The organism is Streptomyces sp., from assembly GCF_036566765.1.
GTDB lineage: Bacteria > Actinomycetota > Actinomycetes > Streptomycetales > Streptomycetaceae > Streptomyces.
Window position 1 is genome coordinate 1 of sequence record NZ_DATCVQ010000760.1, and the last position, 24,211, is coordinate 24,211.

Sequence of the window (24,211 nt, forward strand, 5' to 3'; positions counted from 1 at the left end):
ACAGCAGCTTCTGGTCAGCGTCCCCGGCGTGGATCGCCTCGAAGACCGTACGGACCGCCTGGGCCTCGCCTTCCGCGCGCAGGGCGGCGGCCTTGGCCTCACCCTCGGCGCGGAGGATCTGGGACTGCTTCTCACCTTCGGCGGTGAGGATGGCCGCCTGGCGCGTACCTTCGGCGGTGAGGATCGCGGCGCGCTTGTCACGGTCGGCGCGCATCTGCTTCTCCATCGAGTCCTGGATGGAGGTGGGCGGCTCGATCGCCTTGAGCTCGACGCGGTTGACGCGGATGCCCCACTTGCCGGTGGCCTCGTCGAGGACTCCGCGCAGCGCCGCGTTGATCTCCTCGCGGGAGGTGAGGGTGCGCTCCAGGTCCATGCCGCCGATGATGTTGCGCAGCGTGGTGACGGTGAGCTGCTCGATGGCCTGGATGTAGCTGGCGACCTCGTACGTCGCCGCCCGGGCGTCGGTCACCTGGTAGTAGATGACGGTGTCGATGTTGACCACCAGGTTGTCCTGGGTGATCACCGGCTGGGGCGGGAACGGGACGACCTGTTCACGGAGGTCGATCCGGTTGCGGATCGAGTCGATGAACGGGACGACGATGTTCAGGCCCGCGTTGAGCGTGCGGGTGTAGCGTCCGAAGCGCTCCACGATCGCGGCGCTGGCCTGCGGGATGACCTGGATCGTCTTGATCAGTGCGATGAAGACAAGCACCACCAGGATGATCAGGACGATGATGACGGATGGCATCGTGCTCCCCGTGCCCTTCGCTGCCGGTTGACTGCCGGGTTGATTTCGATGATCGAGTTTCCCAGACGACGGGTCGTCGTGTGGGGGGTTCGGTCACACAGTCACATGACCACGGCGGTCGCCCCGTCGATCTCGACGACGTCGACCTGTTGGCCGGGTTCGAAGATCTGCCCGGTGTCGAGTGTGCGGGCGGACCAGACCTCACCGGCGAGCTTGATGCGGCCGCCGTTGCCGTCCACCCGTTCCAGGACGACGGCTTGACGGCCTTTCAGGGCGTCCACGCCGGTGGCCAGTTGAGGCCGCCCGTCGCGGTGCCGGGCCGCGATCGGCCGGACCACCGCGATCAACGCGACGGAGACGACGGCGAACACGATCACCTGCGCCACCACTCCGAACCCGAGTGCGGCGGTCACCGCGCCGGCGATCGCGCCGACGGAGAGCATGCCGAACTCGGGCATCGCGGTCAGGACCAGCGGGATGCCGAGCCCCACCGCTCCGATCAGCCACCAGACCCACGCGTCGATGTCCACATGGTCATGGTAGGGCGGCGGGGGTGGCCGGGGACAGGGCGCGGCTCTGTGCGGAGTCGCGACGCCCTGTGCGTACGGGCCTGTTGGCCGGTTGGCCGGTTGCTTCGGCTACTTCAGCGGGAGGCCCTGGGCGGTGTAGCGGTCGCCGTTGCGCTCCACGACGAGCGGGAGACCGAAGCAGCGTGAGAGGTTGCGGGAGGTCAGTTCGGTCTCCATCGGGCCGGCGGCCAGTACCTTGCCCTGGCGGATCATCAGCACGTGGGTGAAGCCCGGGGCGATCTCCTCGACGTGGTGCGTGACCATGACCATGGAGGGCGCGTACTGGTCGCGGGCGAGCCGGCCGAGGCGGCGGACCAGGTCCTCGCGGCCGCCGAGGTCGAGGCCGGCGGCGGGCTCGTCGAGGAGCAGCAGCTCGGGGTCGGTCATCATGGCGCGGGCGATCAGGGTGCGCTTGCGCTCGCCCTCGGAGAGGGTGCCGAACTTGCGGTCCAGGTAGTCGGTCATGCCGAGGCGGTCGAGGAAGGCGCGGGCGCGGTCCTCGTCGACGGCGTCGTAGTCCTCGTGCCAGGTGGCGGTCATGCCGTACGCGGCGGTGAGGACGGTCTGCAGCACGGTCTGGCGCTTCGGGAGCTTCTCGGACATCGCGATGCCGGCCATGCCGATGCGGGGGCGGAGCTCGAAGACGTCGGTGCCGACGCCGCCGAGCTGCTCACCGAGGACTCGGGCGGTGCCGGTGGTGGGGAAGAGGTAGCTGGAGGCGATGTTGAGGAGCGTGGTCTTGCCGGCGCCGTTGGGGCCGAGGATGACCCAGCGCTCGCCCTCCTTGACCGACCATGAGACCTCGTCCACCAGAGCGCGTCCGTCGCGGACCACGGATACGTCCACCAGATCCAGTACATCGCTCATGGTCGCGTTGTCTCCCCTTGCGGTCGGGTCGTGTCGTCGCCTGCGCCGGTGGGCGGGCGTCCAGGGGAAAACCTACGCCACCGCCGGAGCGGGGCGGTCCTTAGGTCCGGTACTTCCCGGTACCGGCGTCGGGGGCGTGGCGAGTGCCTAGTCTGGGGCCATGCTTTGGGAACCACGCTCAGGACGCCTGGCCGCTTGGGGCAATGCCCTGTTGGCCGGAGCGGTGTCGCCGGACGATGCGGCGCAGGCGATCGTCGGGGACGACGCGGTACATCGGGTGGAGGGGCTGCCGGGTGAGGCGGGGCCGGTCGGGCTGACGCTGGCGCTCGGTCGGCTGCGGCGGCTCGGGGTCACCGGGTGGCGGGTCGCGCTGCCCGCGCCGGGGCATCCGCTGGGGCTCAGCGGCCCGCCGGACTTCAACGCGCGGGCGCTGGAGGCGGAGGAGGCGGTGGTCGGCTTCGGCGCGCCGTACGGGCTGGTGCCGGAGGTCTCGGAGGCGGGGCCGCCGGGGGACGTGCATGTGGACGTCGTCTGGCGGTGCCTGGCGGTACGGGAGGCGCCGCCGGCGGACGTGCCGTCGCTCGGGGAGGCGGAGCGGGAGCTCGCGGAGGCGCTGCGCGACGCGACGGAGGTACTGACGAAGCTGGACGTGGCGGGGTCGGGTCCGGTGGCGGACGCGGCGCGGGACGCGTATCGGGCGCGGGCGGAGGCGTCTTCGGCGCGGGAGGTGCTGGCGCCAGGGTATCCGGCGCGGGCGGTGCGGGTGCTGGAGCTGGCGCAGCGGGTGTCGCTGCTGGTGTCGCTGGCGTACGAGCACGGGCACGGGGGTGCGGTGAGCGCGGCGGAGATGGCGGCGCGGGGGGCCGCGTTGCGGCCGGTGGAGCGGGTGGCTCGGCGGGCGCAGGTGGCGGCGTACAACGCGTATGTGGAGGAGCGGGAGCGGGAGGGGTAGGGGGCGGTTGGGGGGGGCGGGGGTGCGGTGGCTCGGGGCCGGGGGCGCGGGGCGTCTGCGGCGGGCTTCTCCCCCCACCCCGCCCCTTCCCGAAACCGGGGCTCCGCCCCGGACCCCGGGTGGGTGGGGGTACCGGGGGCTGACGCCCCCGGACCCCGGGATGGCGGGCAGCTTCGCACCCGCGGGAGCGCGGCGCCCGGAGTGCGGCGCGCTGTGGGCCAGCGGGCAGTCGCGCCCCTGGCCTGCGACCTGTTGCCGCCAAGGCGAGCGGCTCCCGTGCCCGTTCGCCTTGGCCGGCTTGCGGGTCAGTGGTTGGCGCTGGTGTTGCCGAAGGCGGGGTTCAGGAGGCCGATGACGTTGACGCTGTTGCCGGTGGCGTTGACCGGGACGTGGACCGGGGCCTGGACGACGTTGCCGGAGGCGACGCCGGGGGAGGCGGTGGCGCTGCCGTCGGCGGTGGCGCCGTGGGCGGACGCGGCGCCCGCGGCGGCGGCGACGAGGCCTCCGGCGACCATGGTGACGGCGGCGGCCTTCTTGAACGTGCTCATGTGGGGATTCCTCCTGGTCGTCGCTGCGACCGGGCGGCCGCAGTACGCCATGGAGAACGGCCCCCGCCCGCTCGGGTTGCGCCGAACGGGGGACATACACCCGACAGTATGAAAGTGATCGTCGCGGTCAGGACGTCAGACCGTGGCGAACCGCCCAGAGCGCCGCCTGCGTGCGGTCCGCCAGGTCGAGCTTCATCAGGATGTTCGAGACGTGGGTCTTCACCGTCTTCTCCGAGAGGACGAGGGCTCGGGCGATCTCCCTGTTGGACCGGCCGTCCGCGATCAGGCCGAGAACCTCCCGCTCGCGCTCCGTCAGCGTCGAGCTCCGGCCGGTGCCGCCGTGCCCGTCGTCCTGACTGAGGAGCGCGCCCGCGACCTCGGGCTGCAGGAGGACATGGCCCGCGTGGACCGAGCGGATCGCCCCGGCCAGGGCGTCCGGGTCGACGTCCTTGTACACGTAGCCGGACGCGCCCGCGCGCAGCGCGGGGACGACGGTGCGCTGCTCGGTGAAGCTGGTGACGATCAGGACCTTCGCCGGGTTCGCCAGCTCGCGCAGCTTCCGCAGGGCCTCGATGCCGTCCATGCCCGGCATCTTGACGTCCATGAGGACGACGTCGGGCTTCAGCTCCTCGGCGCGCGCGACGCCCTCCGCCCCGTCGGCCGCCTCCCCCACCACTTCTATGTCGTCCTGTACTTCGAGGAACGTGCGCAGCCCGCGCCGGACGACCTGGTGGTCGTCGACCAGCAGCACGCGAATAGTCCTGTCAGCCACCGGGGACCTCCATCTCGATCGTGGTGCCGCGGCCCGGCGCCGAGGTCACGGTGAGCCTGCCGCCGACTCCGCCGGCCCGGGCCCGCATGGAGACCAGGCCGAGGTGCCGGCCGGCCTTGCGGACGGCGCCCGGTTCGAAGCCCCGTCCGTCGTCGGCGACGGTGAGCCGCGCGCCCTGGCCGAGCCGGACGAGGGCGACCTCGACCAGCGCGGCGTCGGCGTGCCGCAGCGCGTTGTGCAGCGCCTCCTGGGCGACCCGGAGCACGGCCTCCTCCTGGGACGCCGGGAGGGCGCGTACGCCGGTGCTGTCGAAGGTGACCTTCGCCGTGTGGGCCCGGTCGAGGACCTGGATCTGGGTGCGCAGCGTGTGGACCAGGCCGTCCTCGTCGAGCGCGGCGGGGCGCAGTTCGACGACGGCGGCGCGCAGCTCGTCCGCGGCCTCGGCGGCGAGCGCGGCGACCTGCTGGAGCTCGTCCTTGGCGCGGGCGGGGTCGCGGTCGACGAGCGCGGCGGCGGCCTGGGCGGTGAGCCGGAGGGAGAAGAGCTTCTGGCTGACGGCGTCGTGCAGCTCGTGGGCGAGCCGGGAGCGCTCCTCCGCGATGGTGAGCTCGCGGCTGCGCTCGTACAGGCGGGCGTTGGTCAGGGCGATCGCGGCGTGCTGGGCGAGGATCGAGAGAAGTTCCTCGTCGTCGGCGGTGAAGCCGCAGCCGCCCCCCGGCTTGGGGCAGCGCTTGTTGGCGAGGAACAGCGCGCCGAGGATCTCGTCGCCGTCCCGGACGGGTAGGCCGAGGAAGTCGGACATCACGGGGTGCGCGGCGGGCCAGCCGCCGAAGCGGGGGTCCTCGCGGACGTCGGCGAGCCGCTCGGGCTCGGCCTTGTGGAGCATCGCGGCGAGGATGCCGTGCTGGCGGGGCAGCGGTCCGATGGCCTTCCACTGTTCATCGGTGACGCCGTCGACGACGAACTGGGCGAAGCCGCCGTGGTCGTCCGGCACGCCGAGCGCCGCGTACTCGGCGTCGAGCAGCTCGCGCGCGGAGACCACGATCGTCTTGAGGACGTCGCGGACCTCCATCTGGCGGCTCATGGCCAGCAGCGCGGTGCTCACGGCCGCGAGGCCGGAGCTCGGTCGGTGACTCATGTGTTCACGGTACCGGTGGGGTGTGACGGTCCGTATCCGACCGGAGACGGCCGCCGCTGGGACCGGCGGCCTAGGTCGAAGTGCCCTGTCGGGTCGGGGCCCGCGGACGACGCGGCGGACCGGGGCGGGGCCGGAGGCTGGATCCAGTCGATGAATCCGGGGAATCCGGCTCGAATACGGCTTGAGGGGATGGACGGAATGCCTGTCGCGATCATCACGGGGGCGTCGAAGGGGCTGGGCCGGGCGCTGGCCCACGCACTGGCCGGCCGGGGCTGGGACCTGGTCCTGGACGCACGGACGGCGAAGGCCCTTCAGGAGGGCGCGGACGCGGTCCGCGCGGAGCACGGGACGCGCGTCGTGGCGCTGCCGGGGGACGTGACGGACGCGGCGCACCGGCGGGAGCTGGTGGCGGCGGCCCGGGAGCTGGGCGGGCTCGATCTGCTGGTGAACAACGCGGGGATCCTGGGCGTCGAGCCTCTGGTGCCGCTGGCCGGCCACCCGCTGGACCGGTTCCGGGCGGCCCTGGAGGCCAATCTGGTGGCTCCGCTCGGGCTGATCCAGGAGGCCCTGCCATTGCTGCGCGCCGCGCCCTCGGGGGCGGTGGTCGACATCAGCTCGGACGCGGCCGTGGAGGCGTACCGCACGTGGGGCGCGTACGGGGCGACGAAGGCCGGGCTCGACCTGCTCTCCGCGGTGCTCGCGGTGGAGGAGCCGGAGCTGCGGGTGTGGTGGGTGGATCCGGGCAGCATGCGCACGGACATGCTGGCGGCGGCCGAGCCGGACGAGGCTCCGGGCGCTCCCCGGCCGGAGGAGGTCGCTCCGGCGTTCCTGCGACTGCTGGACGAGCGTCCGGCGAGCGGCCGGTACGCGGCGCCCGCGCTGCTGGGGGTGGTGGTCGAGTGAGCACGACGGCACGGGCCGGCCTGGAAGGGCTGAGGGTGCCCCGGGAGCTGTCCGCGCGGGCGCCGGCCGAGCAGCGGGGCTCGGGGCGGGACGACGTACGGCTGCTGGTTTCGCGGGGCGCGGAGGTGTCGCACCACGCGTTCCGGGAGCTGCCGGTGCAGCTGAGGGCGGGCGATGTACTGGTCGTGAACACGTCGGCGACGCTGGCCGCTGCCGTGACGGGGCGGCTGGGCGGGGATCCGGTCGTCGTGCACTTCTCCACCCGGGGCGAGGACGGCCGGTGGGCGGTGGAGCTGCGGGCCCCGGACGGCCGGGGCAGCACCCGGCCGCGGCCGGGCGGTCCGGCGGGGGCGGTGGTACGGCTGCCCGGAGGGGCGCGGCTGGTGCTCGCGGAGCCGCTGGCCCCTGGGGGTCCCCCCACGCCCCCTGGGGGCGTAGGGGGAGGGTCGCGGCTGTGGTGGGCCCATACGGATGTGGGGGTGCCGGGGCTGCTGGCGCGGTACGGGCGGCCGATCCGGTACGGGTACACGGAGCGGGATCAGCCGTTGGAGGCGTACCAGACGGTGTTCGCGCTGCCGTCGGCCGACGGCGCGGGGTCGGCGGAGATGCCGAGTGCGGGCCGGCCGTTCACAGCGGGGCTGGTGGCGGAGCTGGTGAGCCGGGGGGTGCAGTTCGCTCCGCTGACCCTTCATACGGGGGTGGCGTCGGCGGAGGCGCACGAGCCGCCGTATCCGGAGTGGTACGAGGTGCCGGCGACGACGGCCTGGCTGGTGAACGCGGCGAGGGCCAGCGGGGGCCGGATTCTCGCGGTGGGGACGACCGCGGTGCGGGCGCTGGAGTCGGCGGCCGGGCCGGACGGCGTCGTACGGGCGGCGGCACGGTGGACGGATCTCGTGGTCACGCCGGCGCGGGGGGTGCGGGTCGTGGACGGCCTGCTGACGGGGCTGCACGAGCCCGAGGCCTCGCATCTGCTGATGCTGGAGGCGGTCGCCGGGCGGCCCGCGCTCGAGGCCGCGTACGCCGCGGCGGTGAGGGGGCGCTACCTCTGGCACGAGTTCGGGGACGTGCATCTCCTCCTCCCGGAGGAGGGGCGTCACCGTGCGCATTGCGCGAGCAACGCAAGGTGAGGCTGTTACCCGCCCTATGTGAGCCCGCGCATAGGACGCAGGTCACTTACGAACCGTCCTAGTTGTCCCGTAAGCGCCAGATGAGTGGTGGGAGAACTGGTCCCAAAGCGGTGTCGGGGGGTCGTCCCAGGCCCCCTGATCCACTACCCGGGATCGTACGTCACACCTTTGCCACAGGATTTTGCTGCCGCTAAGAATTGCGTCCGTCGCCGCCGAAGAGGCGCAGCCGCCCCGGCATGAGCGACCCCCCGCGCTATTCGAAGAGGTAGTCACGTATGTCCGCGAACACGCCTGGTCACTATCGACTCAAGAAGACGCACAAGGTCTCCATCGCCAGTGTGGCCGCCCTGGGCGCCGCCGCTGTCGCTTTCTCGCTCGTCCCCGGTAACGCGTCGGCCGAAACCGAGCCGCAGGCCCTGGCCGGCACCCAGCAGGTCGCCTGGGCCTACAACGCGAACAGCCCGCAGGCCAAGGCGCTGCACGCCGGCGTGACCGAGCAGCAGAACGTCGTGAGCCTGCAGGCCGAGAAGGCCGCCGCCGCCAAGGCCAAGGCCGCCGCCAAGGCCAAGGCCGCCGCCGAGGCGAAGGCCGCCGCGAAGGCGAAGGCCGTCGCCAAGGCCAAGGCCGCGGCGAAGAAGCGTGCCGAGGCGAAGGCCGCGGCCAGCCGCGCCGCCGCCCGCAAGCCGGTCTTCGCGAACAACCTCGACGGTTGGATCCGCGAGGCGCTGTTCATCATGGACAAGCACAACATCCCGGGCACCTACGACGGCATCCACCGCAACATCATGCGGGAGTCCAGCGGTAACCCCCGGGCCATCAACAACTGGGACATCAACGCCATCAACGGCGTGCCGTCCAAGGGCCTGCTGCAGGTCATCAAGCCGACCTTCGACGCGTACCACGTCGCCGGCACCGCCTGGGACCAGTACGACCCGGTCGCCAACATCGTCGCCGCCTGCAACTACGCGGCCGACCGCTACGGCTCCATGGACAACGTGAACAGCGCGTACTGATCCGCGTACTGATCCGCGTACACCGCGTACGAGAAAGGGCGGCGCCCCGGCTGGGGCGCCGCCCTTCTCTTCGTGCGGGGTCCTGCTACTTCCGCATGACCTCGGGCTCGTGGCGGCGCAGGAGGCGCGCCACGAGAACGCCCAGGAGGGCGGTCATGGCCAGCAGAACCGAGACGTTGAAGAGCCACTGGCCGGCGCTGTGCTCCCACAGCGGGTCCAGGTCGGTGGGGTTCTGCGGGTCCCACGGCGCCATCAGGTGCGAGAGGTCGAGGGTCGTGCCCGCGCCGGCGATGGCCCAGCGGGAGGGCATGAGCCAGGCGAACTGCTCCAGGCCGGGCGAACCGAACACCTGGAAGAGGATGCCGGTGAACACGACCTGGACGATCGCGAACATGACCAGCAGCGGCATGGTCTTCTCGGCCGTCTTCACCAGCGAGGAGATGACCAGGCCCACCATCATCGAGGTGAGGCCGAGCGCGATCACGACGATGCACAGCTCGACGGCCGGCGGCATGAGCAGGCCCTCGGCGGGCAGCTCGCGGATGGCGAAGCCGATGACGCACAGGATGACGCCCTGGAACGCCGTGATGGCGCCGAGAACGATCACCTTGGACATCAGGTAGGCCGAGCGGGACAGGCCGGTGGCGCGTTCCCGTTCGTAGATGACCCGTTCCTTGATCAGCTCTCGTACGGAGTTGGCCGCACCGGAGAAGCACATGCCGACGGCGAGGATCAGCATGATGATGCCGGCGTCGCCGTTGAACCGGGACGGCGGCTTGGGCGGCGCCAGGCCGAAGTCGGCGGGGATGACGACGGAGACCGAGCCGATGACCGCGGGCAGCATGACCATCAGGGCCAGGAAGCCCTTGTCCGAGGCGATGACCGAGGAGTACCGGCGGATCAGCGTCCACAGCTGGGAGCCCCAGCCCTGCGGCTTCGGCGGCCGGGCCATCGCCACGGCCGGCATCTGGACCGGCTGCGCGGCGACGGCGTCGATGTCCGCGGCGTACATCTGGTAGTGCTGCGAGCCCTTCCAGCGGCCCGCCCAGTCGTAGTCGCGGTAGTTCTCGAAGGCGGAGAACACGTCGGCCCAGGTGGTGTAGCCGAAGAAGTTCAGCGCCTCCTCCGGCGGACCGAAGTACGCCACGGAGCCGCCGGGGGCCATCACCAGGAGCTTGTCGCACAGCGCCAGCTCGGCCACCGAGTGGGTGACGACGAGGACCGTGCGGCCGTCGTCGGCGAGGCCGCGCAGCAGCTGCATGACGTCGCGGTCCATGCCCGGGTCGAGGCCGGAGGTCGGCTCGTCCAGGAAGATCAGCGACGGCTTGGTGAGGAGCTCCAGGGCGACGGAGACACGCTTGCGCTGGCCACCGGAGAGGGAGGTGACCTTCTTCTCCTTGTGGATGTCCAGCTTGAGCTCGCGCAGCACCTCGTCGATGCGGGCCTCGCGCTCGGCCTCGGCGGTGTCGCCGGGGAAGCGGAGCTTGGCCGCGTACTTGAGCGCCTTCTTGACGGTCAGCTCCTTGTGCAGGATGTCGTCCTGCGGGACCAGACCGATGCGCTGGCGCAGCTCGGCGAACTGCTTGTAGAGGCTGCGGTTGTCGTACAGGACGTCGCCCTGGTCGGCGGGCCGGTAGCCGGTGAGCGCCTTGAGCAGAGTGGACTTGCCGGAGCCGGAGGGGCCGATGACGCCGATCAGCGACTTCTCGGGGACGCCGAAGGAGACGTCCTTGAGGATCTGCTTGCCGCCGTCGACCGTCACCGTCAGGTGGCGGGCGGAGAAGGAGACCTCGCCGGTGTCGACGAACTCCTCCAGCCGGCCGCCGACGATCCGGAAGGTCGAGTGGCCGACGCCGACGGTGTCGTTGGGGCCGAGGAGGGCGGTGCCGCCCTTGGGGATCGGCTGACCGTTGACGTACGTGCCGTTGTGCGAGCCGAGGTCGCGGATCTCCATGCGGCCGTCGGGCGTGGCGTGGAACTCGGCGTGGTGGCGCGAGACCTGGAGGTCGGAGACGACCAGTTCGTTCTCGAGCGCACGACCGATGCGCATGACGTGCCCGAGCGCCAGCTGGTGGAACGTGGTCGGGCTGCGGTCGCCGTGCATCGGAGGGGCCCCCGCGGCTCCGCCGACGCCGGGGCCGCCCTGGTGGGGCGCCTGCTGGTGCGGGACCTGGGCCGGCGCCTGCTGCTGGGCCGGCGGCTGCTGCCAGCCTTGCTGCGGCTGGGCGTGCGGCGCGGGCTGGGCCTGCTGGCCGGACCAGCCGGCGGCGGCCTGGTGGGCCGGTGCCTGGTGCGCGGGCTGCGCCTGGGCGGCGCCGGCGAGATTCAGCCGGGGGCCGTCGGTCGCGTTGCCGAGGTTCACGGCGGAGCCGGGGCCGATCTCCATCTGATGGATCCGCTGCCCCTGCACGAACGTGCCGTTGGTGGAGCCGTGGTCCTCGATGACCCAACTCCGGCCGCCCCAGCTGATGGTGGCGTGTCGCCACGAGACTCTGGCGTCGTCGATGACCAGGTCGCCCTGCGGATCACGTCCGAGGGTGTACGACCTGGACGGATCGAGAGTCCAGGTCCTTCCGTTCAATTCCAGTACGAGTTCTGGCACTCCATGCCCCACTACTTGTCCCCCGATGTGCTCCCGTCGCTGGGAGTCTAGGGATGGCGAACATCGTGGGGAACTATTTCAGGCCCGGCCCTGGAACCGAAAGTCGGGCCGTGTGAAGACCCCGCAGAGGCTGCCGCCGAGTGGCCCGAACTGCCCTTGTGGAGCGGTCCCCTGAGGGTCCGTCGACGGGGGAGAAAAGCCCTCGGAAGGTGGGAAGCATCCATGAGTCCTTACGAATCATGAAGGAACGGGACGACTCGGGGCAATGAGGTACGGATCGTGGGGATCGGGGGTCCTGGACGGGCACGAGCAGCCCGGACGCGGGGATCCGCGGCGGCGATGTGATTCTGGCCTCGATCACGACCGCCCGACCCGCCGGGAGGCGAGGCTCGCCCCGACGCGCGACACTGGCCGGACGGGGACGCCCCTCCCCCACCCGGGCCGCCTCCCGGGATCCCTCCGGGCCGACGCAGGTAGCGGGCGGGCGTCGGGCGGGCCAACCGGGGTGGACCGGCTTGTCACAGGTGTGTCCGGTCCTCGGGACGGGGGATCGGGTGGCACCCCGTGCCCGATACGGTGGTAGCACCATGAGCGCAACGCAGACCTCAGACGTTCCCACCCTTCTCGTCAAGATCTTCGGGAAGGACCGTCCCGGGATCACCGCCGGGCTCTTCGACACCCTGGCCGCCTTCTCCGTCGACGTGGTCGACATCGAGCAGGTCGTCACGCGGGGCCGCATCGTCCTGTGCGCTCTCGTCACGGAGCCGACCGTGAGCTCCGAGGGCGAGCTGCGGGCGACGGTGCACAGCTGGGCGGAGTCGCTGAGACTGCAGGCCGAGATCATCTCCGGCACCGGCGACAACCGGCCGCGCGGCAGCGGCCGTTCCCATGTGACCGTGCTCGGCCACCCGCTGACCTCGGAGCAGACCGCCGCCATAGCGTCCAGGATCACCGGGACCGGCGGCAACATCGACCGCATCTTCCGGCTCGCGAAGTATCCGGTGACGGCCGTCGAGTTCGCGGTCTCCGGCTGTGAGACGGAGCCCTTGCGGACGGCGCTGGCCACCGAGGCGCACGAGATCGGGGTGGACGTCGCCGTCGTCTCCGCCGGCCTGCACCGCCGGGCGCAGCGGCTCGTGGTCATGGACGTCGACTCGACGCTGATCCAGGACGAGGTCATCGAGCTGTTCGCGGCCCACGCGGGCTGCGAGGACGAGGTCGCCGAGGTCACCGCGGCCGCGATGCGCGGCGAGCTGGACTTCGAACAGTCCCTGCACGCCCGGGTCGAGCTCCTGGCGGGCCTGGACGCCTCGGTGGTGGACAAGGTCCGCGCCGAGGTACGGCTCACCCCGGGCGCCCGCACCCTGATCCGTACGCTCAAGCGGCTCGGCTACCAGGTCGGCGTCGTCTCGGGCGGATTCACCCAGGTCACCGACGACCTCATGGAACGGCTCGGGCTCGACTTCGCCTCGGCCAACACCCTGGAGATCGTGGACGGGAAGCTCACCGGCAAGGTCACCGGCGAGATCGTGGACCGGGCCGGGAAGGCGCGGCTGCTGCGCCGGTTCGCCCAGGAGGCCGGCGTGCCGCTGGCGCAGACCGTCGCGATCGGCGACGGCGCGAACGACCTGGACATGCTGAACGCGGCCGGCCTCGGCGTGGCCTTCAACGCCAAGCCGGTGGTGCGCAGGGCGGCCCACACGGCGGTGAACGTGCCGTTCCTGGACACCGTGCTGTATCTGCTCGGCATCACCCGCGAGGAGGTCGAGGCGGCGGACGTCGACGAGGACGACGACCTCCCGCACTGACCCCGAGTACACGAAGGGCCCGGCCGTCCCACGACGGCCGGGCCTTCTTCGTACGGATCAGGCGTGCGGATCAGGCGTGCGAATCAGGCGATCCGATCAGGCGTACCGATAGGCGTACGGATCAGCCGTACGGATCAGGGGTGCGGCATCCAGAAGCCGACCAGCCGGCCGACGCCGTGCTCCACGGACTTCCAGGAGCCGGTGAACTCGACGGTCGCGAAGGCCGCCGTCGGGAAGCCCCTGCGGTTCATCTGGGGCAGCAGATCCCCCTCGGACTCGCCCGAGAGGGCGTCGGCGAGGGCGTGCATGCCGGGGTTGTGGCCGATGAGCAGCAGGTTGCCCACGTCGTCGGAGGTCTCGTTGACCAGGGCGATCAGCTCGCCGAGGGAGGCCTCGTACATCCGGTCCTCGTACACCGTCTTGGGGCGGTGCGGCAGCTCGGTCACCGCGAGCTTCCAGGTCTCGCGGGTACGGATCGCGGTCGAGCAGAGGGCCAGGTCGAAGGAGATGCCGGTCTCGGCGAGCCGGCGGCCTGCCACGGGGGCGTCCTGACGGCCTCGGTCGGCCAGCGGACGCTCGTGGTCGGACACCTGGGGCCAGTCGGCCTTCGCGTGGCGGAGCAGCACGATCCTGCGGGGTGTGTCGACGCTCATGCACCCCAGCTTCGCACGAAACGGGGCACCGGGCGCAGGGGGTTGGGCGAGACTGCACCCGCAGGGGTTCAGTGGCGCAGGGTCTGCTGGAGCGTCTCCAGGAGCCGCCCGACCGAGGGGTCGCCGGGGCCCGCCGCGGCGTGCGCCTGGCCCGGGTCCGCGATCAGCAGGAAGAGCGCGACGAAGGCGGCCACCGGGAGGGCGAGGGCCCACCACGGCAGCCGGGTGTCGACGCCTGCCGCCGGGATCCGGGCGCTGGTGGGGGTACGGGCCGACATGGCCGCCTCCGTGGGGTCGGGACATCCGCTGCTGCGATGTCACCAACGTACGGAGCGGGCAAGGCCGGGCCCATCCGGTGATCCACCCACTTCACCCTGAGGACGACCCCCTAGGGGATGCGGGGGAAAGCCTCAGCCCGGGAGCCCCACGGGGGTCCCGGGGAGCGGGGCGGGCGGATCAGGGCGAGGCGATCGAGGCGATGACGGCGATGACGACTCCGATGCCGAGCATCGCGCCGAGCACGATGAGCAGCTTCTTCTGGCCGTTCGGGGGGTTCGGGTCGAGCACGGGCATGGACTCAGTCTCGCATCTCAGAGTTCGTCCTCGACCGTCCGGTCCCGTCCGGCGAGGCTGCCCACGATCATCTGCGGGATCAGCAGGCCCGCCATCAGCGCGAGCGGCAGGTCCCAGCCGCCGCTGTGCTGGTAGAGGACGCCGACCAGGAGCGGTCCGGGGATGGAGATCAGATAGCCGACGCTCTGCGCGAAGGCGGAGAGCCGGACGACCCCGGCGCCGGTGCGCGAGCGCATGCCGATCATGGTGAGGGCGAGCGGGAAGGCGCAGTTGGAGACGCCGAGCAGCAGGGCCCAGGCCCATGCGCCGGCGGCGGGGGCGAGGAGGAGCCCGAGGTAGCCGGTCAGGCCGCAGAGCCCGAGGGCGACGACGATCGGGCCCTGGGTGCGCATCCGGGTCGCCAGGCGCGGGATGACGAAGGCGAGCGGGACGCCCATGACCATGGTGACCGCGAGCAGCACACCGGCCGTGGAGGCGGGGACGCCGGCGTCACGGAAGATCTGCGGCATCCAGCCCATGGTGATGTACGCGCCGGTGGCCTGGAGGCCGAAGAAGCCTGCGAGGGCCCAGGCAGTGCGGCTGCGGGTGATGCGTACGGGCGCTTCGGGGGCGGACCGCGTCGCGTGCCTCGTCGAGGCCGTCGTCCGGTCGCGGAGCAGCGGGAGCCAGGGCAGGACGGCGAGTGCGGCGAGCACGGCCCATACGCCGAGGCCGGTGCGCCAACTGCCGCCCAGCGCCTCGGTCATGGGCACGGTCGCGGCGGCGGCGAGCGAGGTGCCGAGCGCGAGGGCCATGGAGTAGAGGCCGGTCACGGTGCCGACGCGGTCGGGGAAGTACCGCTTGACGATGACGGGCATCAGGACGTTGCTGACGGCGATGCCCATGAGGGCGAGCGCGCTGGCGGCGAGGAAGCCGACGGTGCCGGAGGCGAAGGGCCGCACGGCGAGTCCGGCGAAGATCGCCGCCATGCCGGCGCCGACGACGGCGGTGGGGCCGAAGCGGCGGGCGAGGCGGGGAGCGGTGATGCCGAAGATCGCGAAGCAGAGCGGCGGCACGGAGGTGAGGACGCCGGCGACGGTGCCGCTCATGTGCAGCCCGGTGCGGACCTCTTCGAGGAGGGCGCCGAGGCTGGTGATGGCGGGCCGGAGGTTGAGCGCGGCGAGCACCAGTCCGACGACGACGAGCCGGGCGACCCAGGGCCGGGCGCCGCTGCCTGTGGGCTCGGCGGGGGCGGACACACGGGTGGTTGTGCGTGCGGATTCGAGGGTCTGGGGCTCGTCGGACATGGGAGCCATCATAGAATCATGGGATGATTGGTTGTCCAATTTAGAACCAATATCGCGAACCGATCCGTCGCGGAACCCATGGAAACGGAAGGTGCACTTCATGGCGCTCAGCTCCCCCCGTCGTTCCGCGCTCGCGGACCAGGTGATCACGCAGCTGCGCCACCAGATCACCTCCGGCGAATGGCCGGTGGGCTCGCGCATCCCGACCGAGCCCGAGCTGGTCGAGCAGCTGGGCGTGGCCCGCAACACCGTGCGTGAGGCGGTCCGCGCGCTCGCGCACAACGGGCTGCTCGACATCCGCCAGGGCTCCGGCACGTACGTCCTCGCCACGAGCGAGCTGGCCGGGGTGATGCACCGCCGGTTCGCGGCGTCCGACCCCCGGCACGTGGCCGAGGTGCGCTCGACGCTGGAGTCCTCGGCGGCGCGGCTGGCCGCGGAGCGGCGCACCGAGCGGGACGTACGGCAGCTGGAAACGCTGCTCGCGCGGCGCGAGGAGGCCTGGGCGGCGGGCGGCGCGGAGCACTTCGTGACGGTGGACGCGGCCTTCCACCAGGCCGTGGTCGCGGCCTCGCACAACGACGTGCTGACCGGCCTGTACGCCGACCTCGGGGATCTCCTGCGGGATTGGCTGCGGGACGACGTGGGCCGTGAGCTGCGGCCGGAGAACCACATGGACCACGGGCGGCTCGTGGACGCGATCCGGGCCGGCGACGGGGACGTCGCGGCGGCGGAGGCGGCGAGCTATCCGTTCATGTGCCTGAGGAGTCCCGCGCCGGCTGGTGAGTGATCCAGGCGGCGCGCACGTCCTTCCAGCAGCGACCGGTCAGCTCGGCGTAGTCGGTGGGGCCGACCTCGACCGGGGCGCTGTCGCTGTCGATGTCCCACCAGGTCTCGCACTCGACGTGCAGCCGGATCCGGTCGGTGCCCGGGAAGGGGTTGTGGCAGTACGCGGTGACCCGGGAGCCCTGCACGGCGGTACGGCAGGACGCCTCGTACTCCGGCGGCTGCTCGGACCCGACGCCGGCGGCGCGGTTCCCGGCGGGAGCCGGAGCGGCGCGCACCTCGGCGAGGACGGCGCTCCCGGCGAGGAGTACGGCGGCCGAGGCGATGGCGGCCACTCTGCGATGCATCGCACGCACGGCCGCACCTCCTCCCCGTCGGCAGACAGAAACGTCACGCTCTGACCCAGTCTGGGGTGACCCGCCGGACTTTTCGACTCGGGAGGGTCCGGGGACGCGGAGGGCCGGGCGCCCGCTCCCGAAAGGAGCGGGCCGCCCGGCCCTCGTGACGTGTCCGTCCGCGTCGGACGTCTCCGTCCGCTACGCGGTCACGCGCCGATCGCGTGCAGGCCGCCGTCCACGTGGACGATCTCGCCGGTGGTCTTCGGGAACCAGTCGCTCAGCAGCGCGACGACACCGCGGCCGGCCGGCTCCGGGTCGGCCAGGTTCCACTCCAGCGGGGAGCGGTCGTCCCAGACCTTCGCCAGCTCGGCGAAGCCGGGGATCGACTTCGCGGCCATCGAACCGATCGGGCCGGCGGAGATCAGGTTGCAGCGGATGTTCCGCTCGCCGAGGTCGCGCGCCATGTAGCGGTTGGTGGCCTCCAGGGCGGCCTTGGCCGGGCCCATCCAGTCGTACTGCGGCCAGGCGTACTGCGCGTCGAAGGTGAGGCCGACGACCGAGCCGCCGTTCTGCATCAGCGGCAGGCAGGCCATGGTGAGCGACTTCAGGGAGTACGCCGAGACGTGCATGGCCGTGGCCACGGACTCGAACGGCGTGTTCAGGAAGTTGCCGCCGAGCGCGTCCTGCGGCGCGAAGCCGATGGAGTGCACGACGCCGTCGAGGCCGCCGAGCTCCTCGCCGACGATGTCGGCCAGCCGGCCGAGGTGCTCGTCGTTGGTCACGTCGAGCTCGATGACCTTGGTGGGCTTGGGGAGCTTCCTGGCGATGCGCTCGGTCAGCGTGGGCCGCGGGAACGCGGTCAGGATGATCTCGGCGCCCTGCTCCTGGGCCAGCTTGGCGGCGTGGAAGGCGATGGAGGACTCCATCAGCACACCGGTGATCAGGACGCGCTTGCCCTCGAGAATTCCGCTCATGGTGTTCAGTGACCCATTCCCAGTCCGCCGTCAACGGGAATGACGGCTCCAGTGATGTACGAGGCGTCGTCCGAGGCCAGGAACCGCACCGTCGCGGCGACCTCCTCGGGCTGCGCGTAACGACCGAGCGGCACCTGCTTCACGATGCCCTCACGCTGCTCGTCGGTGAGCACCTTGGTCATGTCGGTGTCGACGAAGCCGGGCGCGACGACGTTGAAGGTGATGTTGCGCGAGCCCAGCTCACGGGCGAGGGAGCGCGCGAAGCCGACCAGGGCGGCCTTGGAGGCGGCGTAGTTGGCCTGGCCGGGGCCGCCGTAGAGACCGACGACCGAGGAGATCAGGACGACCCGGCCCTTCTTGGCGCGCAGCATGGCGCGGTTGGCGCGCTTGACCACGCGGAAGGTGCCGGTGAGGTTGGTGTCGATGACCGAGGTGAAGTCCTCCTCGGACATGCGCATCAGGAGCTGGTCCTTGGTGACGCCGGCGTTGGCGATCAGCACCTCGACCGGGCCGTGCTCGGCCTCGATCTCCTTGTAGGCCTGCTCCACCTGCTCGGTGTCGGTGATGTCGCACTTGACGGCCAGGAAGCCGGCCGGCGGCTCACCCGAGCGGTACGTGATCGCGACCTTGTCGCCGGCGTCGGCGAATGCGCGGGCGATGGCGAGGCCGATGCCCCGGTTGCCTCCGGTGACGAGAACCGAGCGGCTCAACGGATCACCCTTTCCATAGGGGTCTGACACACCCGCCCGAACACGTGGATGGCAGGCGGCTTCCCCGAAAACCTATCGGGCCGGTCGCCGTCAGGGACATTCGGGCACCGACAGTGGCTTACGGGACTCGCTGTCGGGTCCCTACAGAAAGTTGCCGGCAGCGGTCACAAACGTGTGGTCCGGGCACCGGTCGCCGCGACATGATCGGGGCAGCCCCTCGCCCACCCTCATGCCGACAGGAAGAGACCCAGGTGCCTCATACCATCGACGAAGCCTTCACAGCGCTTCCCCTACGTGCCCTCGCCGACGCCGCGCTGGCACGCGCGCGTGCGCTCGGCGCCGAGCACGCGGACTTCCGGTTCGAGCGGGTGCGCAGCGCGTCCTGGCGCCTCAGGGACGCCAAGCCCTCCGGGACCTCGGACACCACCGACCTCGGGTACGCGGTGCGGGTCGTCCACGGCGGCACCTGGGGCTTCGCGTCCGGTGTGGACCTGACGCTGGACGCCGCCGCCAAGGTCGCCTCGCAGGCCGTGGCCATGGCGAAGCTCTCCGCCCAGGTGATCCGCGCGGCCGGGTCCGACGAGCGCGTCGAGCTGGCCGATGAGCCCGTGCACGCCGACCGTACGTGGATCTCGTCGTACGAGATCGATCCGTTCTCCGTGCCCGACGAGGAGAAGGCGGCGCTGCTCGCGGACTGGAGCGCGCGGCTGCTGGCGGCGGACGGGGTCAACCACGTCGACGCCTCGCTGCTCACCGTGCACGAGAACAAGTTCTACGCCGACACCGCCGGCACGGTGACCACACAGCAGCGGGTCCGGCTGCACCCGCAGCTGACGGCGGTGTCGGTCGACGAGTCCAGTGGCGAGTTCGACTCGATGCGGACCATCGCGCCGCCGGTCGGCCGCGGCTGGGAGTACCTCACGGGCACCGGCTGGGACTGGGAGAGCGAGCTGGAGCAGATCCCGGAGCTGCTCGCCGAGAAGATGCGGGCGCCCAGTGTCGAGGCGGGCCTGTACGACCTCGTCGTCGACCCGTCCAACCTGTGGCTGACCATCCACGAGTCCATCGGCCACGCCACCGAGCTGGACCGCGCGCTCGGCTACGAGGCGGCCTACGCCGGCACCTCCTTCGCCACCTTCGACCAGCTCGGCAAGCTCAGGTACGGCTCCGAGCTGATGAACGTGACCGGTGACCGCACCGCCGAGCACGGCCTCGCGACCATCGGCTACGACGACGAGGGTGTCGAGGGCCAGTCCTGGGACCTGGTGAAGGACGGCACCCTCGTCGGCTACCAGCTGGACCGGCGGATCGCGAAGCTGACCGGGTTCGAGCGCTCCAACGGGTGCGCCTACGCCGACTCCCCCGGGCACGTGCCGGTGCAGCGCATGGCCAACGTGTCGCTCCAGCCCGACCCGGCCGGGATGTCGACCGAGGACCTGATCGGGAGCGTGGACCGCGGCATCTATGTCGTCGGCGACCGGTCCTGGTCGATCGACATGCAGCGCTACAACTTCCAGTTCACCGGCCAGCGGTTCTTCAGGATCGAGAACGGCCGGATCACCGGGCAGCTGCGAGACGTCGCCTATCAGGCGACCACCACCGACTTCTGGGGCTCGATGGCCGCGGTGGGCGGCCCGCAGACCTATGTCCGCGGCGGCGCCTTCAACTGCGGCAAGGCCCAGCCCGGCCAGGTCGCCTCCGTCTCGCACGGCTGCCCGTCGGCCCTCTTCAAGGGCGTCAACATTCTGAACACCACGCAGGAGGCCGGTCGATGAGCGCCCGCACCAGCAAGCCGCACGAAATCGTCGAGCGGGCCCTCGCGCTGTCCCAGGCCGACGGCTGTGTCGTGATCGCCGACGAGCAGTCGACCGCCAACCTGCGCTGGGCGGGCAACGCACTCACCACGAACGGCGTCACGCGCGGGCGCACGCTCACGGTCGTCTCGACCGTCGACGGCAAGGAAGGCACCGCCTCCGGCGTGGTCTCCCGGTCCGCGGTGACCGCGGACGAGCTGGAGCCGCTGGTGCGGGCCGCGGAGGCCGCCGCGCGCGGTGCCGCGCCCGCCGAGGACGCCCAGCCGCTGGTCACGGGCGTACCGGAGTCCCCGGACTTCACGGACGCGCCCGCCGAGACCTCCTCGGCCGTCTTCGCCGACTTCGCACCGGCGCTCGGCGAGTCCTTCGCACGCGCGCGTGCGGGCGGCCGCGAACTCTACGGCTTCGCCAACCATGAACTCGTGTCGACCTATGTGGGCACGTCCACGGGGCTGCGACTGCGCCACGACCAGCCCAACGGCACGCTGGAGCTCAACGCCAAGTCGCCGGACCGGACCCGCTCGGCCTGGGCCGGACGCTCCACCCGGGACTTCAAGGACGTCGACCCGGCGGCGCTGGACGCCGAGCTCGCCGTACGCCTGGGATGGGCCGCGCGGCGCCACCAGCTGCCCGCAGGACGGTACGAGACGCTGCTGCCGCCGACCGCGGTCGCCGATCTGCTGATCTACCAGCTGTGGTCGGCGTCGGGCCGGGACGCGGCCGAGGGGCGGACGGTGTTCTCCAAGCCGGGCGGCGGCACCCGGGTCGGCGAGAGGCTGACCGAGCTGCCGCTGACCCTGCGCAGCGACCCGAACGAGCCGGGCCTGGAATCCGCGCCCTTCGTGGTCGCGCACTCCTCCGGGGGCGATCAGTCGGTGTTCGACAACGGTCTGCCGGTCGCCGCCACCGACTGGATCCGACAGGGCGAGCTGGCGCATCTGATGACGACCCGGCACAGCGCGGGCCTGACCGGGCTGCCCGTCGCCCCGGCGGCCGGCAGCCTCGTCCTCGACGGAGGCTCGGAGCTGTCGCTGGAGGAGATGGTCGCGAACACCACGCGCGGGCTGCTGCTGACCTGCCTCTGGTACATCCGCGAGGTCGACCCGGCCACCCTGCTGCTCACCGGGCTGACCCGGGACGGCGTGTACCTCGTCGAGAACGGCGAGGTGACCGGCGAGGTCAACAACTTCCGGTTCAACGAGTCGCCGGTCGGCCTGCTGGGCCGGGCGACGGAGGCGGGGCGGACGGAGAAGACGCTGCCGAGGGAGTGGAGCGACTACTTCACCAGGGCCGCGATGCCGGCGCTGCGGGTGCCGGATTTCAATATGAGTTCTGTCAGTCAGGGCGTATAACCTCGTAGCCGGTAGTCACTCGACTGCCCGAGAACCTTTCGAGGAGATACGAGAACCGTGACGGACATCGTCGACGAGCTGAAGTGGCGTGGGCTGTGGGCCCTGTCCACTGACGAGGACGCTTTGCGCAAGGCGCTCGCGGACGGTCCCGTCACGTTCTATTGCGGTTTCGACCCCACGGCGGCCAGCCTGCACGTCGGTCACCTGGTGCAGGTCCTCACCATGCGCCGGCTCCAGCAGGCGGGCCTGCGCCCGCTGGCGCTGGTGGGCGGGGCGACCGGTCAGATCGGCGACCCCCGCCCCACGGCCGAGCGCACGCTGAACGACCCGGAGACGGTCGCGAACTGGGTGTCCCGGCTGCGCGCGCAGATCGAGCCGTTCCTGTCCTTCGAGGGCGAGAACGCCGCGGTCATGGTGAACAACCTGGACTGGACGGCCGGGATGTCGGCCATCGAGTTCCTGCGGGACATCGGCAAGCACTTCCGTGTCAACAAGATGCTCACCAAGGACTCGGTCGCGCGCCGGCTGGAGTCCCAGGAGGGCATCAGTTACACGGAGTTCAGCTACCAACTGCTCCAGGGCATGGACTTCCTCGAGCTGTACCGGCGGTACGGCTGCACGCTGCAGCAGGGTGGCAGCGACCAGTGGGGCAACCTCACGGCGGGGCTCGACCTGATCCACAAGCTGGAGCCCGAGGCCGAGGCGCACTGTCTCGCGACGCCGCTGATGGTCAAGGCGGACGGCACCAAGTTCGGCAAGACCGAGGGCGGCGCCGTCTGGCTCGACCCGGAGATGACGACGCCGTACGCGTTCTACCAGTTCTGGCTGAACGTGGACGACCGGGACATCTCGACGTACCTGCGCATCCTGTCCTTCAGGTCCCGTGAGGAACTCGAGGAGCTGGAGAAGCAGACCGAGGAGCGTCCGCAGGCCCGGGCCGCGCAGCGGGCGCTGGCGGAGGAGCTGACGACGCTGGTGCACGGCGCCGACCAGACGGCCGCCGTGATCGCCGCGAGCCGTGCCCTCTTCGGGCAGGGGGAGCTGGCGGAGCTGGACGAGAAGACGCTGACCGCGGCGCTCTCGGAGGTGCCGCACATCCGGGTCGCCGAACTCGGTGCCGTCGTGGATCTGTTCGCCGAGGTGGGACTCGTGGCCAGCAAGTCGGCCGCGCGGCGGACGGTGAAGGAGGGCGGGGCCTACGTGAACAACGTCAAGGTCTCGGCCGAGGACGCGGTTGCCGCCAAGGAGGACCTGCTCCATGGTCGCTGGCTGGTGCTGCGCCGGGGCAAGAAGAACCTGGCCGCGGTCGAGGTCACCTCGGCCTAGGTCCTGAGCACGGCAGAAGGGGGCGCCTCTCCCGTTGGAGGGCGCCCCCTTCGTCGTACGGCTCCTTCGTCGTACGGCTCTCAGGTCCGGTGTTTCCTCTTGCCCAGCGTCGCCATGTAGAGCATGTCGCCGAAGCCGACGATGATGATCGCGGCGATGAGCTGGAAGACGTGGCGGCTCCAGTCGATGCCGGGAGTCTCGTCCACGCCGAACCCACGTGCCATGGCATTGCCGGCGACGGCGCCGAGCATGCCGAAGATGGTGGTCAGCCAGAGGGGACTGTGCTGTTTCCCGGGGATGATGGCCTTGGCGATCAGGCCCAGCACGAATCCCACGATGATCGCCCACAACCAGCCCATGGCTGCCTCCTCGTACGGCTCGACATGAGCACTACGGTCAGTGTCGGTCCGCTCGGGCTACGCCGCACGCCGGGTGCGGCCGTACGTGCCGGGAGCGAGCCCGTTCGCCCAGGCGGGAGGTGCCCCGGTCTCGTAGGCGGCGCAGACGCGGCGTAACGTGGGAGTTGTCCGGGCCCGGTACCTCCACCGGGTACGGAGCGGATGCGGGGACGGGGAGAGTCCGATGCGGGCGGATGGTGGAATGTGATGCGGAAGCAGCATGGCGGCGGCAGCGCCCAGGTGTTCCGGATCACCGGAGCCAGGACGAGCCTTCAGGAGGACGTGCGCGGACGTCAGCGCCGGTACGTCATCTCGATGACGGTCCGTACGATTTCCGTGGTGCTCGCGGCCACGCTCTGGAACGTCGAACGGCACGTCGCGATCGTCGCGCTGGTGCTCGGGGCGGTTCTGCCCTATATCGCCGTCGTCATCGCCAACGCGGGGCGGGAGAACGCGCCCTCATTGCCGTCGACCTTCGTGACCGCTCCCACGCCGCCGATGATCATGCCGCCACGAGCCGAGGACGACTTCGCGGAACCCGTGCCGGAAGCTGGTGCGGGCGGGGCCGCGTCGGGTGCGCGCGGCGAACCGCGCGAGCGGAACTGAAACACCAAGCTCAAGGAAAGCTCAGATCAATCATGTTGTTCCAGTGCCGTACGACGGGTTACCCGTGACATACTTCGTACGCGCTCCGCATCCCCCGTCGGAGCGACAGACCGACGCCGGGCAGCTCCCCCCGTGGCTGCTCGGCGTCGCCTTTTCTCCGCTTGTTTTCCCCGCTCGCTTTCCCCGCTTGTGAGACGAATTCCGTGAGTGACGAGACCCCGATCTGCTCCGCGAAGGGCTGCCGCGCCGATGCCGTATGGGTGCTCGCCTGGAACAACCCGAAGCTGCACACCCCGGAGCGCCGCAAGACCTGGCTGGCCTGTGACGAGCACCGGGAGCACCTCTCCTCTT

General features: G+C 71.2%; 25 protein-coding genes. 10 read left to right on the plus strand and 15 right to left on the minus strand.

Translation table 11 applies throughout. The features are described from left to right. From VIU94_RS43840 to VIU94_RS43850, 3 genes are all read right to left on the minus strand, one after another. On the minus strand, positions 1 to 748 hold a 748-nt coding region (locus VIU94_RS43840; protein ID WP_331921180.1), incomplete at its 3' end, for an SPFH domain-containing protein. Between the two features lie 101 nt (positions 749 to 849). After that, on the minus strand, positions 850 to 1,278 hold the full coding sequence (locus VIU94_RS43845; RefSeq protein ID WP_331921182.1) for an NfeD family protein: 429 nt from the start codon (positions 1,276 to 1,278) through the stop codon (positions 850 to 852). Positions 1,279 to 1,386: 108 nt separating this feature from the next. Continuing rightward, positions 1,387 to 2,184, minus strand: a complete 798-nt coding sequence (locus VIU94_RS43850) for an ABC transporter ATP-binding protein (protein WP_331921184.1) — start codon at positions 2,182 to 2,184, stop codon at positions 1,387 to 1,389. Positions 2,185 to 2,344: 160 nt separating this feature from the next. Between VIU94_RS43850 and VIU94_RS43855 the strand changes: the two genes are divergently transcribed. Then, positions 2,345 to 3,136, plus strand: a complete 792-nt coding sequence (locus tag VIU94_RS43855) for an Rv1486c family protein (RefSeq protein ID WP_331921186.1) — start codon at positions 2,345 to 2,347, stop codon at positions 3,134 to 3,136. A gap of 305 nt (positions 3,137 to 3,441) precedes the next feature. Here VIU94_RS43855 and VIU94_RS43860 read toward each other — a convergent pair whose 3' ends face one another. The 3 genes from VIU94_RS43860 to VIU94_RS43870 form a co-directional block, all read right to left on the minus strand. After that, on the minus strand, positions 3,442 to 3,684 hold the full coding sequence (locus VIU94_RS43860; protein ID WP_331921188.1) for a chaplin: 243 nt from the start codon (positions 3,682 to 3,684) through the stop codon (positions 3,442 to 3,444). Positions 3,685 to 3,811: 127 nt separating this feature from the next. Further along, positions 3,812 to 4,456, minus strand: coding sequence for a response regulator (locus VIU94_RS43865; RefSeq protein ID WP_331921190.1), 645 nt, complete (start codon positions 4,454 to 4,456; stop codon positions 3,812 to 3,814). Beyond that, complete coding sequence (locus VIU94_RS43870) at positions 4,449 to 5,594, minus strand: GAF domain-containing sensor histidine kinase (protein WP_331921192.1); 1,146 nt, start codon at positions 5,592 to 5,594, stop codon at positions 4,449 to 4,451. Before VIU94_RS43870 ends, VIU94_RS43865 begins: the two co-directional genes overlap by 8 nt. A 198-nt stretch (positions 5,595 to 5,792) precedes the next feature. Between VIU94_RS43870 and VIU94_RS43875 the strand changes: the two genes are divergently transcribed. The 3 genes from VIU94_RS43875 to VIU94_RS43885 all read left to right on the plus strand — a co-directional run bounded on the left by VIU94_RS43875 (position 5,793) and on the right by VIU94_RS43885 (position 8,637). After that, positions 5,793 to 6,497, plus strand: coding sequence for an SDR family NAD(P)-dependent oxidoreductase (locus tag VIU94_RS43875; RefSeq protein ID WP_331921194.1), 705 nt, complete (start codon positions 5,793 to 5,795; stop codon positions 6,495 to 6,497). Further along, on the plus strand, positions 6,494 to 7,624 hold the full coding sequence (locus VIU94_RS43880; protein ID WP_331921196.1) for an S-adenosylmethionine:tRNA ribosyltransferase-isomerase: 1,131 nt from the start codon (positions 6,494 to 6,496) through the stop codon (positions 7,622 to 7,624). The genes VIU94_RS43875 and VIU94_RS43880 overlap by 4 nt, the downstream gene beginning before the upstream one ends. Before the next feature lie 275 nt (positions 7,625 to 7,899). After that, positions 7,900 to 8,637 carry a transglycosylase SLT domain-containing protein gene (locus tag VIU94_RS43885; RefSeq protein WP_331921198.1) on the plus strand — a complete coding sequence of 246 codons (738 nt, stop codon included), beginning with the start codon at positions 7,900 to 7,902 and terminating at the stop codon, positions 8,635 to 8,637. A gap of 85 nt (positions 8,638 to 8,722) precedes the next feature. Here the strand turns inward: VIU94_RS43885 and VIU94_RS43890 are convergent, their stop codons facing one another. Next, complete coding sequence (locus tag VIU94_RS43890) at positions 8,723 to 11,251, minus strand: ABC transporter ATP-binding protein/permease (protein WP_331921200.1); 2,529 nt, start codon at positions 11,249 to 11,251, stop codon at positions 8,723 to 8,725. A gap of 575 nt (positions 11,252 to 11,826) precedes the next feature. On the opposite strand from VIU94_RS43890, the gene serB reads away from it, so the two are divergent. Then, complete coding sequence (serB, locus tag VIU94_RS43895; RefSeq protein ID WP_331921202.1) at positions 11,827 to 13,047, plus strand: phosphoserine phosphatase SerB; 1,221 nt, start codon at positions 11,827 to 11,829, stop codon at positions 13,045 to 13,047. A gap of 134 nt (positions 13,048 to 13,181) precedes the next feature. Here serB and VIU94_RS43900 read toward each other — a convergent pair whose 3' ends face one another. The 4 genes from VIU94_RS43900 to VIU94_RS43915 form a co-directional block, all read right to left on the minus strand. Beyond that, positions 13,182 to 13,700, minus strand: a complete 519-nt coding sequence (locus VIU94_RS43900; RefSeq protein WP_331921204.1) for a SixA phosphatase family protein — start codon at positions 13,698 to 13,700, stop codon at positions 13,182 to 13,184. A gap of 68 nt (positions 13,701 to 13,768) precedes the next feature. After that, complete coding sequence (locus tag VIU94_RS43905; protein ID WP_331921206.1) at positions 13,769 to 13,978, minus strand: hypothetical protein; 210 nt, start codon at positions 13,976 to 13,978, stop codon at positions 13,769 to 13,771. A 178-nt stretch (positions 13,979 to 14,156) separates the two neighbouring features. Next, positions 14,157 to 14,273 carry an SGM_5486 family transporter-associated protein gene (locus VIU94_RS43910; RefSeq protein WP_331921208.1) on the minus strand — a complete coding sequence of 39 codons (117 nt, stop codon included), beginning with the start codon at positions 14,271 to 14,273 and terminating at the stop codon, positions 14,157 to 14,159. Between the two features lie 17 nt (positions 14,274 to 14,290). After that, on the minus strand, positions 14,291 to 15,559 hold the full coding sequence (locus tag VIU94_RS43915; protein ID WP_331921210.1) for a CynX/NimT family MFS transporter: 1,269 nt from the start codon (positions 15,557 to 15,559) through the stop codon (positions 14,291 to 14,293). A gap of 100 nt (positions 15,560 to 15,659) precedes the next feature. Between VIU94_RS43915 and VIU94_RS43920 the strand changes: the two genes are divergently transcribed. Then, positions 15,660 to 16,346 carry a FadR/GntR family transcriptional regulator gene (locus tag VIU94_RS43920; RefSeq protein WP_331921212.1) on the plus strand — a complete coding sequence of 229 codons (687 nt, stop codon included), beginning with the start codon at positions 15,660 to 15,662 and terminating at the stop codon, positions 16,344 to 16,346. Here VIU94_RS43920 and VIU94_RS43925 read toward each other — a convergent pair. The 3 genes from VIU94_RS43925 to fabG all read right to left on the minus strand — a co-directional run bounded on the left by VIU94_RS43925 (position 16,309) and on the right by fabG (position 18,364). Further along, entirely contained in the window at positions 16,309 to 16,689 is a 381-nt protein-coding gene (locus tag VIU94_RS43925) for a hypothetical protein (RefSeq protein ID WP_414721112.1), read from the minus strand. The two genes, VIU94_RS43920 and VIU94_RS43925, sit on opposite strands and share 38 nt — an antisense overlap. 197 nt (positions 16,690 to 16,886) lie before the next feature. Next, positions 16,887 to 17,654, minus strand: a complete 768-nt coding sequence (gene fabI / locus VIU94_RS43930) for an enoyl-ACP reductase FabI (protein WP_331921216.1) — start codon at positions 17,652 to 17,654, stop codon at positions 16,887 to 16,889. Positions 17,655 to 17,659: 5 nt separating this feature from the next. Then, positions 17,660 to 18,364 (minus strand): 3-oxoacyl-[acyl-carrier-protein] reductase, encoded by a 705-nt coding sequence (gene fabG / locus VIU94_RS43935; protein ID WP_331921218.1) that lies wholly within the window; start codon positions 18,362 to 18,364, stop codon positions 17,660 to 17,662. A gap of 251 nt (positions 18,365 to 18,615) precedes the next feature. On the opposite strand from fabG, the gene VIU94_RS43940 reads away from it, so the two are divergent. Genes VIU94_RS43940 through tyrS form a run of 3 tightly spaced genes read left to right on the plus strand, consistent with a single transcriptional unit; the run spans position 18,616 to position 22,856 of the window. Further along, on the plus strand, positions 18,616 to 20,139 hold the full coding sequence (locus tag VIU94_RS43940) for a TldD/PmbA family protein (protein ID WP_331921220.1): 1,524 nt from the start codon (positions 18,616 to 18,618) through the stop codon (positions 20,137 to 20,139). Next, positions 20,136 to 21,530 (plus strand): metallopeptidase TldD-related protein, encoded by a 1,395-nt coding sequence (locus tag VIU94_RS43945; RefSeq protein ID WP_331921222.1) that lies wholly within the window; start codon positions 20,136 to 20,138, stop codon positions 21,528 to 21,530. Before VIU94_RS43940 ends, VIU94_RS43945 begins: the two co-directional genes overlap by 4 nt. A gap of 57 nt (positions 21,531 to 21,587) precedes the next feature. Then, a complete protein-coding gene (gene tyrS, locus VIU94_RS43950; protein WP_057618191.1) occupies positions 21,588 to 22,856 on the plus strand; it encodes a tyrosine--tRNA ligase in 1,269 nt (422 codons plus the stop codon). An 80-nt stretch (positions 22,857 to 22,936) separates the two neighbouring features. On the opposite strand, the gene VIU94_RS43955 is transcribed toward tyrS, so the two are convergent. Then, positions 22,937 to 23,215 (minus strand): GlsB/YeaQ/YmgE family stress response membrane protein, encoded by a 279-nt coding sequence (locus VIU94_RS43955; protein ID WP_266524939.1) that lies wholly within the window; start codon positions 23,213 to 23,215, stop codon positions 22,937 to 22,939. Positions 23,216 to 23,461: 246 nt separating this feature from the next. Between VIU94_RS43955 and VIU94_RS43960 the strand changes: the two genes are divergently transcribed. After that, a complete protein-coding gene (locus tag VIU94_RS43960) occupies positions 23,462 to 23,860 on the plus strand; it encodes a DUF3099 domain-containing protein (RefSeq protein ID WP_280856717.1) in 399 nt (132 codons plus the stop codon). The last annotated feature ends 351 nt before the right edge of the window (positions 23,861 to 24,211 follow it).

Excerpts from the sequence above, each read along its gene's own strand:
- VIU94_RS43850 (WP_331921184.1), bottom strand. The coding sequence starts at position 2,184 with ATGAGCGATGTACTGGATCTGGTGGACGTATCCGTGGTCCGCGACGGA.
- VIU94_RS43855 (WP_331921186.1), top strand. The coding sequence starts at position 2,345 with ATGCTTTGGGAACCACGCTCAGGACGCCTGGCCGCTTGGGGCAATGCC.
- VIU94_RS43860 (WP_331921188.1), bottom strand. The coding sequence starts at position 3,684 with ATGAGCACGTTCAAGAAGGCCGCCGCCGTCACCATGGTCGCCGGAGGC.
- VIU94_RS43870 (WP_331921192.1), bottom strand. The coding sequence starts at position 5,594 with ATGAGTCACCGACCGAGCTCCGGCCTCGCGGCCGTGAGCACCGCGCTG.
- VIU94_RS43875 (WP_331921194.1), top strand. The coding sequence starts at position 5,793 with ATGCCTGTCGCGATCATCACGGGGGCGTCGAAGGGGCTGGGCCGGGCG.
- VIU94_RS43885 (WP_331921198.1), top strand. The coding sequence starts at position 7,900 with ATGTCCGCGAACACGCCTGGTCACTATCGACTCAAGAAGACGCACAAG.
- serB (WP_331921202.1), top strand. The coding sequence starts at position 11,827 with ATGAGCGCAACGCAGACCTCAGACGTTCCCACCCTTCTCGTCAAGATC.
- VIU94_RS43900 (WP_331921204.1), bottom strand. The coding sequence starts at position 13,700 with ATGAGCGTCGACACACCCCGCAGGATCGTGCTGCTCCGCCACGCGAAG.
- VIU94_RS43905 (WP_331921206.1), bottom strand. The coding sequence starts at position 13,978 with ATGTCGGCCCGTACCCCCACCAGCGCCCGGATCCCGGCGGCAGGCGTC.
- VIU94_RS43910 (WP_331921208.1), bottom strand. The coding sequence starts at position 14,273 with ATGCCCGTGCTCGACCCGAACCCCCCGAACGGCCAGAAGAAGCTGCTC.
- VIU94_RS43915 (WP_331921210.1), bottom strand. The coding sequence starts at position 15,559 with ATGTCCGACGAGCCCCAGACCCTCGAATCCGCACGCACAACCACCCGT.
- VIU94_RS43920 (WP_331921212.1), top strand. The coding sequence starts at position 15,660 with ATGGCGCTCAGCTCCCCCCGTCGTTCCGCGCTCGCGGACCAGGTGATC.
- VIU94_RS43925 (WP_414721112.1), bottom strand. The coding sequence starts at position 16,689 with ATGCATCGCAGAGTGGCCGCCATCGCCTCGGCCGCCGTACTCCTCGCC.
- fabI (WP_331921216.1), bottom strand. The coding sequence starts at position 17,654 with ATGAGCGGAATTCTCGAGGGCAAGCGCGTCCTGATCACCGGTGTGCTG.
- VIU94_RS43945 (WP_331921222.1), top strand. The coding sequence starts at position 20,136 with ATGAGCGCCCGCACCAGCAAGCCGCACGAAATCGTCGAGCGGGCCCTC.
- VIU94_RS43955 (WP_266524939.1), bottom strand. The coding sequence starts at position 23,215 with ATGGGCTGGTTGTGGGCGATCATCGTGGGATTCGTGCTGGGCCTGATC.
- VIU94_RS43960 (WP_280856717.1), top strand. The coding sequence starts at position 23,462 with ATGCGGAAGCAGCATGGCGGCGGCAGCGCCCAGGTGTTCCGGATCACC.